Genomic DNA, 13589 nt, shown 5'->3' with positions numbered 1-13589 from the left:
CACCTAGGGTTGGTTCGGTGAGCACCGCAAATCTGACCCGGACCGAAACTCGCAGGCGATCGCGACACATCGACGGGGTGAAATATCTCGTCCATCTGGATCTCCTGCGAGCCGAGGACATGGATGTCGATACCTTCGAGACGGTCACGACCATCGAATTCGACGCCACCACCGCAGCTACATGGGTCGACTTCATCGGTGCCGCTGTCGACGAGGTCACCGTCAACGGCACCGACGCTCAGGTCGATTACGACGGCGCTCGCATCCAGCTGGTCGGACTCACCGAGCACAACATCGTTCGGATACGTGCACGCGGGCGATACAGCAGGTCGGGGGAGGGACTGCACCGATTCGTCGACCCGGTAGACGACAGCGTCTACCTCTACACCCAGTACGAGCCGGCCGATGCTCGCCGGGTGTTCGCAAACTTCGAGCAACCGGACCTCAAGGCCTCGTTCACGCTGACGGTCACGGCACCACCGGCGTGGACGGTCTTGTCCAACCGCGCGGGGGTCACCGACGACACGGTCACTACCTTTGCCCCGACCCTGCCCATATCGACCTACATCACCGCGGTTGCGGCCGGCCCCTATCACGGCGTCGAATCATCATGGACGCGAGGCGAACTGACCGTTCCTCTCGGCGCATATTGCCGAGCCTCACTCGCCGAGCATTTCGACGCCGAGGACATATTCGACATCACGAAGCGGGGCCTGGACTTCTTCCACGACAAGTTCGACTATCCGTACCCGTTCGGTAAATACGACCAGATCTTCGTCCCCGAGTACAACCTCGGTGCGATGGAGAACCCCGGGCTCGTCACGTTCACCGAATCGTACGTATTCCGTTCGGCGGCAACCGAAGCCCAGTACGAGGCTCGCGCCAACACGATCTTGCACGAGATGGCACACATGTGGTTCGGCGACCTCGTCACGATGCAGTGGTGGGACGATCTGTGGCTCAAGGAGTCGTTCGCGGACTACATGGGTGCGTACGCATCGGCCGAGGCCACCCGATTCACCGATGCCTGGGTCAGTTTCGCGAACCGCCGAAAAGCGTGGGCCTATCTGCAGGATCAACTCCCCACCACTCATCCGATCGTTGCCGACATCACCGATCTCGAGGCCGCCAAGCTCAACTTCGACGGCATCACCTACGCCAAGGGCGCGAGCGTGCTCAAGCAATTGGGGGCATTCGTCGGTGCCGACGCCTTCTTCGCTTCCTCCCGCAACTACTTTCGCACCCATGCCTTCGGTAACACGACTCTGACGGACCTGTTGAGCGAGATGTCCACCGCCAGCGGACGCGATCTCGACACCTGGGCGGCCGCGTGGCTGCAGACCACCGGCGTGTCCACACTGTCCTTTACGGGTGATGCCATCGAGCAGACGGATCCGCGTCCGCACCGCATCGCCGTCGGACTCTACGATCTGAACGAGGACGGGAATCTGACGAGAACCCACCGCCGGGAACTCGACATCACAGAAGCGCGAACACCGGTCGACTTCGAAGATGCCGCACTGGTTCTGCTCAACGACGACGATCTGACCTACGCCAAGATCCGATTCGACGAGCGCTCCACCGCCACCGTGCAGGCTTACCTCGATCGCATCGTCGACCCGCTCGCGCGAGGGCTCGTGTGGTCCGCGCTGTGGAACTCCACCCGGGACGCAGAGCTCTCTGCGCTCCAATACATCGATGTCGCAACAAGATTTGCGCCCAACGAGCCCAAGATCGGCCTTCTCTCCGCGGTGACGGCCAACGTGGCGTTCACGCTCGGGCACTATCTCGGTGACGATCGGCGGGACGAACCCACCCGGCAATGGCTGAATGCGTCGTGGACGCAACTGCAGTCGAGCGAACCCGGGAGCGACGCACAGTTGGTGTGGGCGCGTGCGGTCGCATCGACTGCGCAGCTGGACGACTTCCTGGCGGAGGATCTGCGCTCACTGCTCGATGGCACTCGCACCATCGTGGGGCTGCGGCTCGATCCTGATCTCCGCTGGGCATTCTGGCTGGCACTCGCCGCCACCGGCCACGCGACTTCCCACGACCTCGATGGCGAACTGGCCTCGGACGACACCCTGTCGGGGCGCACCGCTCATACTGCGGCGTCGACGGCGATCCCCGACGCCGCAGTCAAGGCGAGGGCGTGGGCCGCGGTCACCGAACGCGAGGACATCTCCAACGATGTGCTCGACGCCTTCATCACCGGCTTCGGGGCGGGTCACCGGCCGGACCTCACTGCGCCCTATGACGACCGATACTTCGAGTCCATCTCGTCGTTGTGGACCTCACGCAGTATCGAGATCGCACGGCGAATCGTCGTTCGCCTCTTTCCGCAGCAGTCGTCCACCGACACCGCAGACTCGTGGCTCGCCGACCACGAGTGGGCACCGGCAGCGCTACGACGCTTGGTGATCGAGCAGCGAGACCACCTGGCCCGGAGTCTGCGAGTCCAGGCCCGGCTAGGGTGACGAACATGGCTGACCACGATGCTCGACGCTCGATCACCACCTCCGCCCTGGCCGCCGGTGGCTTGCTCGGCGGCTTCGCTGTTGCCCAGCAATCGGGCAATCGGCAACTCGGCGGAGCAGTCCTAGCGGCAGTCGGCGTGGCGTGCACAGCGCAGTGGCAGAAATCCTCGGGCTCGGCTCGCGCCGGCGCACTGCTCGGGACCTACCTCGTCGCGTTCGGCGCTTCGCACCCGCTTGCGAAGAAGATCGGTGCGTGGCCGGCTGTCGGCACGGTAGCCGCTGCAACCGCGGTGGCGTCGCTGATTGTGAGCAGGTAGGTCTGCCAGAAGGGCCCAGTCAGAACGCCCCGGTACCAATGAACTTTTCGAGAGCGGCGGTCGGTTCTTCGAGATTCATGCCCTGGTCCGCGACCCAGGTGTCGTCGAAGTATGTCTGCGAGTACCGATCTCCGCCGTCACACAGCAACGTCACCACGCTGCCGCGTCGGCCTGCGGCGATCATCTCCGAGATCAATCCGAAGGCTCCCCAGATGTTGGTGCCCGTCGATCCGCCCACCCGCTTTCCGAGTGCCTCCGAGGTGAATCTCGCGGCGGCGACCGACGCGGCATCGGGAACAGCGATCATTCTGTCGATCACCTGGCCGACGAACGACGGTTCGACGCGCGGTCGTCCGATGCCCTCGATGCGGGAGGGCAGGCCGGTCTCGAATCCCGCGTCCCCGGTCTCGTAGCCACCGATGAACGCCGAATTCTCTGGGTCCACCACAGCCAATTGCGTTGCGTGCCTGCGATATCGGATGTATCGACCGATCGTGGCGCTGGTTCCACCGGTCCCCGCGCCCACCACCACCCAGTCGGGAATGGGGCATTCCTCCAGCCGGAGTTGGTCGAAGATCGACTCGGCGATGTTGTTGTTGCCGCGCCAGTCGGTAGCTCGCTCGGCATGGGTGAACTGGTCCATGTAGTGGCAGTCGGGTTCGGCTGCGAGCCTGTGCGCCTCGGTGTACATCTCACCCGGCCGATCGACGAAATGGCAACTCCCACCGTGGGACTCGATGAGCGCGACCTTGGCCGGGCTGGTGCTCCGCGGCATCACTGCGACGAACTTCAGGCCCAGCAGTCGAGCGAAATACGCCTCGCTGACGGCGGTGGAGCCCGACGATGCCTCGATCACCGTCGTACGCTCGGTGACCCACCCGTTGCAGATCGCGTAGAGGAACAGCGACCGAGCCAGCCGATGCTTCAGGCTGCCGGTGATGTGCGTGGACTCGTCTTTGAGGTAGAGCGAAATCCCCCAGGCTGCAGGAAGGGGGTAACGCAACAAGTGCGTGTCGGCGCTGCGCTGCGAATCGGCTTCGATCAGCCGGACGGCATTGTCGACCCAGGTCCGTGATCCCGAGTGATCGACCGATGCGGTCATTTCTTGCCGTCTTCACCGCGCAGTTTCGACTGCAGGTCCGCACGCGCGGTGCGCCGGTCCTCGTCGACTGCCGCGATGGATTCGTTGACGCGGATCCGCATCTTCTTGAACAGGAGCAGCGACAGTGGCAATGAGATGAGCACTGCGAAAATCGCGGCGACGAGAACCGGAACCTCTACGCCGAACAGTAAACCGACGCCCACGATGACGGCAGCGATCACGATGACGAGGGCCAGGCGCGCGAAGGTATAAACGCCGAGGTTCACGGCGAGGGACTTCTTGGCCGACCTACCCGGAACGGCATTTCCGCTGGTCGGTTCACTGCTGTCGGCATTCGTCGCTTCACTCACGGCCTCCAGGTTACCGGGCTCACCGGGCATTCCGACCCGCCCCCGCGGTGACCGATTTGTCCATTACCTCCCCTTTACCAACCTTGTATCAGTCGAGTACCTAGGGGTTCGAGTGCAACCATGGGTTCCGAACGCAGCAGACCGATATCTCCGGTTCGACGCAAATGCACCGAACCGCATCGTAGGAGGACACGACAGATGAGCGCACCCACATTCCAGAAGGCTCAGGACTCACTGCTCACGCCGGGTCAGGTAGCCGCGCTTTTTCACGTCGACCCCAAGACCGTGACTCGCTGGGCACACGCCGGACGCCTCGGATCGCTCCGCACTCCCGGTGGACACCGTCGGTTCCGTGAGACCGAGGTCATGCAGCTGCTGACCTCTCTGACGACCGAAGCCGGCGTACACCACTGAGTCGGACGCGATACTGAAGTACGCGCAGACTCCGCACCCGTACGAACTCATCGAACATTCTCAGGAATCTTCGACGCTCGACGGGTGCGGAGGTTGTTGCATCGCGGCTACCCTCGTAGTAGGAGGTGCGTCGTGATCTATCTATTGGCGTTGATCGGCTTGGTGGCAGTGGTGGTTCTGTTCTGGAAGGCCTTCGGACCCAGCGCAGGTGCTGCACCCACCCGCACAGTCGGACCAGATGACGATCCCGATTTTCTGTGGCGAATCAATCGTGAAGCTCGCCGCGGCGGGAAAGACGGAACCGAGGCCGGAACCGAACCGACGGAGTAGGGTTCGGCAGCTTCTCAATCGGGGCGAGAAGCGGTGGGCGAGTCGGGAAATCCGGCCGCTACCGCTGCCGCCACTTCCAGAAGCGCGGTGCGGGTCCGTCCACGAAGACGATCCAGCTCGATTTCCGCACCTTCCTCGAGATGCGGGTCGAACGGAATCGTCCGTACGTGGGCGCAACGCTGCTCGAAGTGCTCGATGACCTTCTGCAAATCGACTTTTCCCGCTCTGGGCCGAACCCCGTTGACCACGGCCACCGACGTGGCCACCAATGATCGATACCCGTGAGCATCGAGCCAGTCCAACGTCGCCGACGCGCTCCGCGCACCGTCTACCGACGCCGAGCTGACGACCACCAGAGTGTCGGTGCCTTCGAGAATGCTCTCCATGGCCGAATGCATCAAACCGGTTCCACAATCCGTGATCACGATGCTGTAGAACTTCTCCAACATGTCGACCGCGCGGTCGTAGTCTTCGCCGCTGAACGCCTCCGACGCTGCCGGATCCGAATCGGACGCCAACACCTCCAATCGGTTGGCATTCTGCGAGGTGTAGGCACGGACATCACTGTAGCGATCCAGAGAATCCATGTCACGCAACAAGTTTCGAACGGTTGCAGTTGTTTCGCAAGGAACCTTCTGGCCCAGAGTTCCGCGGTCGGGGTTCGCATCGATCGCGATCACTCGATCACCTCGGATGTCGGCGAACGTCGACCCGAGCGTGGCGGTGGTGGTCGTCTTGCCGACACCGCCCTTCAGTGAGAGCACCGCGACGCGATAACACCCCACGAGCGTCCGATCCACCTGTGCGGTCAGCTCGAGCCGACGCTGCTGGGCGGCGCTGTTACCGACATCGATGCGGCCGCCGGACATCACGTACAGCGCCCGACGCCACCCGGAAACCGGTGGCACATTCGCCGATCGAACGAGCAACGAGTTGCCGAGATCGTGCGAGGAGACCGGCTGCACGGTCAGCCGATCACCCGTCAGGCTCTGACCGACCGCCGCTGTCTGGGGACCCAGACCATGCACGTCGACTGCGCCGCGCAGCTGCGGCTGGTGCTGTGCGACGGATTGTGGATGCGGAAGTTGGGGCCACGGACCGGCCTGAACTGGCCACTGGTTCTGCGGATTCTTTTCACCCTGCGGCGCACCCTGACCCGGAGGCACCATCGGCCCCTGTTGCACAACCTGACCCTGGGGCTGCGCCCCGTTGTTCTGCGGAGCCCAGTTGTTCTGCGGAGCCCAGTTGTTCTGCGGCGCCCCGTTGTTCTGCGGCGCCCAGTTGTTCTGCGGCGCTCCATAGTTTTGCGGCATCCACTGCTGAGCTGGCGGTGGCCCCGATGGCACCGGCGGCGTAGGCGGACTCTCGATCGGCTTCGCCTCGGGAGATGGGGCCACGGTGCTCTGCCGCGCAGGAGTCGCCTGCTCAGCGGAGGCTGAGGGAGTCTTCGTAGTCGTCCCGTTCGCAGTGGCCCTGTCCACCTCATCGACAAGCACCGCCGCCGAATCGGCGAGCACCGCCACCCCACTGGAATCCGTAACCGCATCGGATCCATCAGCCGCGGCAACTGTCCCGCTCTCTGCTTCACCACCGTTGTCGGTCAGCTCGGGAGCGTCTTGCGCCACCCCCGCAGGGTCCACCGAAACCGGCGGCGGACCAGACGTGGGCGTGGCCTCGTGGGGCGCTACCGGTGGGTTGTCCGCGCTCTCGGGCGGCATGGTGATGGGGGTCGAGCGGAACGGTTCCCGTTGAACCGCAGGCTTCGCGTCGGACACCGGTGTGGTTTCGGCGGCAACCGCAGGCTCCGGCTCTCGGTCGTCCGGCGGGTCGTCGTCCAATGGTCGGACGGGTTGCCAATTGTTCTCGTGCCGATCGGCCATGACCGATTCCCCCCAGTTCGCGTCCTACATCCTTCGATCCGGCTCGGATGTCTCCCCCATCGAGCCGGATCGGACGCTACCAGCTGAGCGGCCTGCGCAGCGGCCGAGTGCTAGTTCAGACCCGCGTAGCTGTGCAGGCCCGAGACCACCATGTTGATGATGAAGAGGTTGAACAGCATGGCGGTGAATCCGGCCACGTTGATCCACGCGGCGCGGGTGTTGCGCCAGCCGGAGGTGGCGCGGGCATGCAGGTAGGCGGCGTAGATGATCCAGGTGATGAACGACATCGTTTCTTTGGGGTCCCAGCCCCAGAAGCGTCCCCATGCGGCCTCGGCCCAGATCGCGCCGAGGATGACGCCTGCTCCGAAGAGCGGGAAGGCGACGATGGTCGTCTTGTATGCGAGTCGATCGAGGGCTTGGGCGTCGGGCAGCTTGGAGGCGAATTTGCCCCAGAACCCAATGCTTTCCTCTCCCAGTGGCTGCTTGATGCGCAGTAGGAACAGCAGGGAAGCGACGCCGGAAACCAGCAGGATGCCGCTACCGACGCTGACGATGGTGACGTGAATGGGCAGCCAGTAGGACCGCAGTGCCGGGACGACCGGGGCGGCGTCGGCGTAGAGCTTGGTGGCGGCGAAGAACATCAGCACGATGATCGGTGCGAGAACGAACACCAGCATCGGGCGCATCGCCTTCTTGCGCAGGGCGATGACGGAGGTCAAGGCCGCGGCTGCGGTGGCCATGGTGACGAACTCGTACATGTTGCCGAGCGGGAAGCGGTGCGTGGCGAACCCACGCAGCACCACCGCGGCGATGTGCAGGATGAGGGCCGGCGCTAGCAACGCGAAGCCCATGCCTGCCAGGCGGTCGGAGAGCGGGCGCTTCGGCGCTTCGGCGATACGACCCGGCCGGGTCTCGACCACCGGGGCACCTGCACCGACCAGTTCCTTGGCCTGAGCAGCCGTGGCCTTGGCCGACGCGTACTGAGCGATGAGCAGAACGAATGCGAGCACGTAGATGGTGAACGCTGATTCGAACGACCAGTCGCTGTACTGCGAGAGGGTCTCGTTGATCGGCATCGGTCAGTTCTCCTGTTTCGAGGTGTCGCCGAGCAGGCGGGTGCACAGGCGGTCGAACTCTTCGCCCCACCCCGCCTGATCGGTGCGTGCAAGTCCGCCGAGGTCTACTACAGTACGTCGTGCCTGGGCGTCGGCGGTGAGCCGGACCCAGATTCTGCGACGCTTGATCACCAGTGAGACGAGCAGCCCGCCCATCATCGTGAGTGCGAAGACGAGCACCCAGGTCTGAGCCGGGTCGTGCGAGACCTGAAGGTTGACGAACTCCTTCGCCCCGTCGAACGTGACGACGGTGCCGTCGCTGAGCGTCGCGGATTCTCCCGGCATCAGGTTGACGCGATCCTGCTTGACCAACCGACCCTGGGCGATCATTTCCTGGTCGAGCGAGAAGATGGACTGCGGCAGTCCGGTGTCGAGGCCGGTGTCGCCCTTGTAGATGTCGATCGCGACGGCGGGGTCGTTCATCGCAGGGAAGCTCGACGACAGCAGGCTGCCGTGGAACGACGCCGTCGGCGCGAACAGTCCCTCGATGGCGATCTGGTTCTTCCGGCGGTCCAGTGCGTCGGGATACAAACCGCCGGGCGGGTCGACGCGCAGCACGCCACTGGACAGGAAGGTCGTGGCGTCCGTCGGTTGCCACTGAATGGTGTCGGTACGGGTCTCACCGTTCGGGAACGTCACGGTGAAGGTCGGTGCATAGCCGTGGCCCTGCAGGTAGACGCGGTCGCCTGCGACGCGCAACGGGTGGTTGACCTGAAGCTGATCGTCGCGCCACACGTTGTTCGTCAGGTCGTCGCCGGCCTGGTATTCGATGTTGGAGGTGAACATCTCGGCCTGGCCGTTGTCGAGGTAGTCGGCCTGAAAGTCCTTGACGCGCAAGCACAATGGCTCGAGGTCGGTGCCGTCGACGAGATTGCCTGCGCGGAACGAGTCGTAGTTCGCGGGGGTCGAGGTGCAGAATCCAGGGCCGTCGTCGGCGATGACGATGCGGTTGCCCTCGTAGCCGAGCAGTTTGCCCATGGCGATCGCGGCCAACAGCCCGACGAGAGAGAGGTGGAAGACGAGGTTGCCCAGTTCACGGACGTACCCCTTCTCCGCCGAGAGCGTCACTGCTCCGCCGTCCTCGGTTCGCTGAGCGACGCGCCAGCCGCGCAGCTGAGCACGCACCTGACCGGCAATGTCCTCGGGTGTGCCGTCGACGTCGTACCGGCTGTGGTGCGGCAGCCGCGAGAGATTACGGGGAGCGCGAACAGGCTTGGTACGCAACTGCTTTGCGTGCTCGATGCACCGCGGCAGGATGCAGCCGATCAACGAGACGAACAACAGTGCGTAGATCGCGGTGAACCAGAAGCTGCCGAAGACGTCGAACAGCTCGAACTTGTCCATGATCGGGCCGAGAGTCGGCCGGTCGGCGATGTATTGATCGACCTTGCCCGCGTTGAGGCTGCGCTGCGGCACCAGGGCACCGGGCACTGCGGCGAACGCCAGCAGGAACAGCAGCACCAGCGCGGTCCGCATGCTGGTCAGACCGCGCCAGGTGTTGCGAATCAGGGCCACTCCCCTGCCCAGCACCGACTGCTTGTGGGGCGGCGACGCCTCGGTGCGCTCTTCGACGTCGGTGGTCATATCGGCAACACCACATCGGAGACGAAGGCGTCGCGCACCCAACCGACGAACTGATCCCAGGCACCGGTGACCAGTGCAATTCCTACCGCTATCAACATGATTCCGCCGAACACCTGTATCTGTCGTGCGTGTGTACGTAGCCAGCCGACGCCTCGAAGCGCGCTGACCGAACCGAACGCGAGGATCACGAACGGCAATCCCAGACCGAGGCAGTACGCCACGATGAGGGTGACGCCGCGCGCTGCCGTCGCACCGTCGGTGCCTGCGGCGAGCGAGATGACGCCTGCGAGTGTGGGACCGAGGCACGGGGTCCACCCGAGTGCGAACACTCCGCCGAGCAGCGGAGCGCCGGCCAGCGAGCCGATCTGCTTCGGCTCGAAGCGCACATCACGCTGCAGTGCGGGGATCAGTCCGACGAACACCAGCCCCATGGCGATGGTGACGACACCGCCGATGCGCATGAGCAGCTCACGGTTGATCGACAGCACCGTGATCGCCCCGAAGACGGATGCCGTGGCGAGAACGAACACCACGGTGAATCCGAGCACGAACAGTCCCGCCGCACCGGCGACGCGCACCCGGCCGTTGCGCACCTTCGTCTTGACGGCGGCCTCGTCGGCACTCACGGCCGGCGCGTCGGCTCCGACGACTCCGGCGAGGTAAGACAGGTAACCCGGTACCAATGGAACGACGCACGGTGATGCGAAAGAGACGAGTCCGGCCAGGACGCAGGCACCGAGAGCCAGAATCAGTGGCCCGGAGGCCGCAGCTTCCTGAAAACTCGCGCCAATCCCGGCGAGATACATCGTCTCTGTCACGGCTGCACTGGCTCCTCGGCTGCTATCCGTTCCACGACGGGCTGCAGATCCTCGGCCAGCAGTTCTCGCAGAAACACCGCGGCGACGCGATGCTGCCGGTCGAGCACGACGGTGGTCGGGATGACGGAGGTGGGAACGCCGCCGAGTGCGTTGAGCGTTCGCATCGGCGGGTCGTAGATCGAGGAGTAGGTGACGTTGTTGCTGACGACGAAATCCTGTGCGGCGGTTTGTGATTCGTCGCGCACATTGATGCCGAGGAATTCGACACCGGAGGCCTTGGTGGCCTCGTAGACCTTCTCGAGATCGTCGGCTTCACCGCGGCACGGACCGCACCACTGTCCCCAGACGTTGAGCACGACGACGTCACCGTCGTAGTCCGACAGCGAGGTCGTCTTGCCCTCGGTCATCAGGTCGGGCCCGGACAGTTCGCCGAGGGCACCGCGCTCGGACGGCGGATCGTAGAAGATGTCGGTCTTCCCGCCCGGCGAGACGAATTGGAAGGTACCGCCCTGAGCAACCGCGTCGGTGCCGGTCGAACAGCCGGCGACGAGGGCCACCGCGGCAACCGCGAGCAGAAACCTACGCACCGGAGATCCTCGGGTCGGACGCTCCCGCTGGCTCGGAGTAGACGAGGTCGACGAGCTGATCGCCCTCGTAGACCAGCGACGTCAGCGACGCGAGTCCGCACTGGCGATTGCGCGGGTCGTGCCACAGCCGGTCGCCCTGCAGGAAGCGGCGAAGTGTCCACACCGGGAGTTGATGGCTGACGCAGACGGCCTCGTGCCCGACGGCCGCGACGCGGGCTGCGTTGACGGCGGCGAGCATGCGGTGCGCGATCTGCAGGTACGGCTCGCCCCAGGACGGCGTGAACGGATCGCGCAGTTTCCACCAGTGTCGTGGCCGACGCAGCGCGCCGTCACCGACGGCGACGCGCAGCCCCTCGAATTCGTTCCCGGCCTCGATGAGGTTCTCGTCCTCGGCGATGGTCAGGCCGTGAGCCGCCGCGATGGGTCCGGCGGTCTCCTGGGCGCGCAGGAGCGGCGATGCCACGACGTGGGTGATGTCGTGGCCGGCGAGAGCGTCCGCCACCGACTTGGCCTGTGCCTGACCGGTGACCGAGAGCTTGAAGCCGGGCAGCCGCCCGTAGAGGATGCCCTTGGGGTTGTGCACCTCGCCGTGCCGGAGGACGTGCACGATGGTGCGCGTCGTCGAGTGCGGATGTGTTGCGGGGGCCTCGGTCACGTCGGGGTCCTGTTTCTCGCTAGTCGGGTGGGGAGTCAGTTCTGTGTAGACGTCACAGTGGTGCGGTAGCGGCTGCTGCGGCTTTCGCGGCAGCCGGGGCCGCGTCGGCGATGATCGAGAACGCGTCGTCGTCGAGGGCTGCGGAGACGAACCAGGCCTCGAATGCGCTCGGCGGCGGGTAGACACCGCGCGAGAGGAAAGCGTGGAAGAACGCCGGGTATCGCCATGTCTGCGCGGCCTTGGCCTGCGCGTAATCGGTGACGGGTCCATCGGCGAAGAACACACTCACCATAGTGCCCGCGAACTGCACCTGATGGGTGACGCCTTCGGCGGTGAGGGCGTCGCCGAGCAGCGTTCCGAGCCGTTGCGAGTTCGCCTGCAGCCTCTCGTAGACGGCTGCGTCGGCCAGTTGCAGGCTCGTCAGGCCGGCTGCGACGGCAACGGGGTTACCGCTCAGCGTGCCCGCCTGGTACACCGGTCCGGCCGGCGCGAGGTAGGCCATGATGTCTGCTCGGCCACCGAATGCGGCAGCGGGCAGTCCACCGGACATGACCTTGCCGAAGGTGTACAGGTCGCCTGCGACACCGTCGATGCCGTACCAACCGGCGGCGCTGACGCGGAACCCGGTCATCACCTCGTCCATGATCAGCAGCGCGCCGTGTTCGGTCGCAAGACGACGCAATCCTTCGTTGAAGCCGGTGACCGGGGCAATCGCGCCCATGTTGCCTGCGGCGGCCTCGGTGATGATGCAGGCGATCTGGCCGGCGTTGGCCTCGAAAGCGGCGGAGACGGCGGCGAGGTCGTTGTAGGGAACAACGATGGTGTCCGACGCCTGTGCGCCGGTGACTCCCGGAGAAGTCGGGAGTCCGAAGGTGGCCAGACCCGAACCGGCGTCGGCGAGCAGCGCATCGACGTGGCCGTGGTAGCAGCCGGAGAACTTCAGGATCTTGGTGCGGCCGGTGAATCCGCGGGCCAGACGCACCGCGCTCATGGTGGCCTCTGTGCCCGAATTCACAAGGCGAACCTGGTCGACGGGGCCGACTCGACGGACGATTTCTTCGGCGAGCTCGATTTCGCGCTCGGTGGGTGCGCCGAACGACAGGCCGGTTGCTGCGGCCTTCTGGACGGCGTCGACGATGGCCGGGTGAGCGTGCCCGTGGATCATCGGACCCCAGGACGAGATGAGGTCGACGTAGGACTTCCCGTCGGCGTCGGTCATCGTGTATCCGCTGGCCTGCGTGATGAACCGTGGGGTTCCGCCGACCGATGCGAAGGCCCGCACCGGCGAGTTGACGCCACCGGGAATCACCGTGCTCGCGCGAGCGAAAAGTTGGGCCGATACGGGGGCGTCGTCGCCGAGAGGAGCAGTCACGACTTCCAGTGTCCCAGGTTCGGCGAAATCACCAACTACAGGGCGTAATAATGAGCTCGCCCGACAGCCTCAGTCGTCGGTTTTGTTGTCCTCGGGCATGAACACCATCGCAATCAGGATGATGCCCCAGATGCCGAGGGGCCACAGAGGCCAATAAGCGGTCGGCTCGCCGTCGGAGATCCACTGGACGGCCCAGATTCCGTTCATGACGACGGCACCACCGAACCACCATCGCCACTCGTCCAGATACTCACGCCACTTGCTCGTCGCGTGGGCGACGTCCCTTGCTTTCGATTCGTGTGCCGTCGATTGCTCTGCGTCCGGCAAGTCGCGAACGACCTCGGCCAAGTCGCCGCGAGTTCTCGACGCCCACACTGCGTCGAGGCGTTGTTCGTACTCGACCAAGGTCAAGCGGCCCTCGCCCATCGCCAGGCCGAGTGTGTTCACGACGACCTCACGTTCGTCGTTGCTCACGCGCAGGTCCAGCCGATCGTTCCTGTCGACATTCTTTCCCATACGCAGCCTCCCGACACTCGTGTCCGTTTTGTCACCTTAACGGTTGAGTGAGCTACGCACCGGGTAGTTGGT

The 13589-nt window shown here is 64.7% G+C and carries 14 protein-coding genes; 4 read left to right on the top strand and 10 right to left on the bottom strand.

Annotated elements, in window-relative coordinates; translation table 11 throughout:
• Positions 1 to 17: 17 nt before the first annotated feature.
• Both pepN and BH93_RS06875 read left to right on the top strand, forming a co-directional pair.
• Complete coding sequence (pepN, locus tag BH93_RS06880) at positions 18 to 2477, top strand: aminopeptidase N (RefSeq protein WP_037171814.1); 2460 nt, start codon at positions 18 to 20, stop codon at positions 2475 to 2477.
• A gap of 5 nt (positions 2478 to 2482) precedes the next feature.
• Positions 2483 to 2794 carry a hypothetical protein gene (locus BH93_RS06875; RefSeq protein WP_037171816.1) on the top strand — a complete coding sequence of 104 codons (312 nt, stop codon included), beginning with the start codon at positions 2483 to 2485 and terminating at the stop codon, positions 2792 to 2794.
• 19 nt (positions 2795 to 2813) lie between these two features.
• On the opposite strand, the gene BH93_RS06870 is transcribed toward BH93_RS06875, so the two are convergent.
• Both BH93_RS06870 and BH93_RS06865 read right to left on the bottom strand, forming a co-directional pair.
• Positions 2814 to 3896 carry a PLP-dependent cysteine synthase family protein gene (locus tag BH93_RS06870; protein WP_037171817.1) on the bottom strand — a complete coding sequence of 361 codons (1083 nt, stop codon included), beginning with the start codon at positions 3894 to 3896 and terminating at the stop codon, positions 2814 to 2816.
• Positions 3893 to 4276 carry a DUF4229 domain-containing protein gene (locus BH93_RS06865; RefSeq protein ID WP_080730732.1) on the bottom strand — a complete coding sequence of 128 codons (384 nt, stop codon included), beginning with the start codon at positions 4274 to 4276 and terminating at the stop codon, positions 3893 to 3895. The genes BH93_RS06870 and BH93_RS06865 overlap by 4 nt, the downstream gene beginning before the upstream one ends.
• Positions 4277 to 4444: 168 nt before the next feature.
• Between BH93_RS06865 and BH93_RS06860 the strand changes: the two genes are divergently transcribed.
• Together BH93_RS06860 and BH93_RS06855 are read left to right on the top strand one after the other, a co-directional pair.
• Complete coding sequence (locus BH93_RS06860; protein WP_032380406.1) at positions 4445 to 4660, top strand: BldC family transcriptional regulator; 216 nt, start codon at positions 4445 to 4447, stop codon at positions 4658 to 4660.
• A gap of 132 nt (positions 4661 to 4792) precedes the next feature.
• Positions 4793 to 4990, top strand: a complete 198-nt coding sequence (locus BH93_RS06855; protein WP_032380405.1) for a hypothetical protein — start codon at positions 4793 to 4795, stop codon at positions 4988 to 4990.
• Positions 4991 to 5004: 14 nt separating this feature from the next.
• On the opposite strand, the gene BH93_RS06850 is transcribed toward BH93_RS06855, so the two are convergent.
• The 8 genes from BH93_RS06850 to BH93_RS06815 all read right to left on the bottom strand — a co-directional run bounded on the left by BH93_RS06850 (position 5005) and on the right by BH93_RS06815 (position 13517).
• Positions 5005 to 6303 carry a MinD/ParA family ATP-binding protein gene (locus BH93_RS06850; protein WP_080738934.1) on the bottom strand — a complete coding sequence of 433 codons (1299 nt, stop codon included), beginning with the start codon at positions 6301 to 6303 and terminating at the stop codon, positions 5005 to 5007.
• Positions 6304 to 6980: 677 nt separating this feature from the next.
• Complete coding sequence (gene ccsB, locus BH93_RS06845) at positions 6981 to 7946, bottom strand: c-type cytochrome biogenesis protein CcsB (protein WP_037171818.1); 966 nt, start codon at positions 7944 to 7946, stop codon at positions 6981 to 6983.
• A 3-nt stretch (positions 7947 to 7949) separates the two neighbouring features.
• A complete protein-coding gene (gene resB / locus BH93_RS06840) occupies positions 7950 to 9569 on the bottom strand; it encodes a cytochrome c biogenesis protein ResB (RefSeq protein ID WP_037171819.1) in 1620 nt (539 codons plus the stop codon).
• Positions 9566 to 10375, bottom strand: coding sequence for a cytochrome c biogenesis CcdA family protein (locus BH93_RS06835; protein WP_037172203.1), 810 nt, complete (start codon positions 10373 to 10375; stop codon positions 9566 to 9568). The genes resB and BH93_RS06835 overlap by 4 nt, the downstream gene beginning before the upstream one ends.
• A gap of 8 nt (positions 10376 to 10383) precedes the next feature.
• The gene (locus tag BH93_RS06830) at positions 10384 to 10974 is read right to left on the bottom strand and encodes a TlpA disulfide reductase family protein (RefSeq protein WP_032380402.1); all 591 of its coding nucleotides are present in this window, start codon (positions 10972 to 10974) and stop codon (positions 10384 to 10386) included.
• Complete coding sequence (locus BH93_RS06825; RefSeq protein WP_032401883.1) at positions 10967 to 11629, bottom strand: histidine phosphatase family protein; 663 nt, start codon at positions 11627 to 11629, stop codon at positions 10967 to 10969. The genes BH93_RS06830 and BH93_RS06825 overlap by 8 nt, the downstream gene beginning before the upstream one ends.
• A gap of 52 nt (positions 11630 to 11681) precedes the next feature.
• Positions 11682 to 13001 (bottom strand): glutamate-1-semialdehyde 2,1-aminomutase, encoded by a 1320-nt coding sequence (gene hemL / locus BH93_RS06820; RefSeq protein ID WP_037171821.1) that lies wholly within the window; start codon positions 12999 to 13001, stop codon positions 11682 to 11684.
• A gap of 69 nt (positions 13002 to 13070) precedes the next feature.
• Positions 13071 to 13517: a DUF1707 SHOCT-like domain-containing protein gene (locus tag BH93_RS06815; RefSeq protein WP_037171822.1), complete on the bottom strand. Its 447-nt coding sequence runs from the start codon at positions 13515 to 13517 to the stop codon at positions 13071 to 13073.
• Positions 13518 to 13589: the final 72 nt, after the last annotated feature.

Source organism: Rhodococcoides fascians A25f (genome assembly GCF_000760935.2).
Lineage (GTDB): Bacteria > Actinomycetota > Actinomycetes > Mycobacteriales > Mycobacteriaceae > Rhodococcoides.
This window is presented reverse-complemented; position numbering and strand designations above follow the sequence as displayed.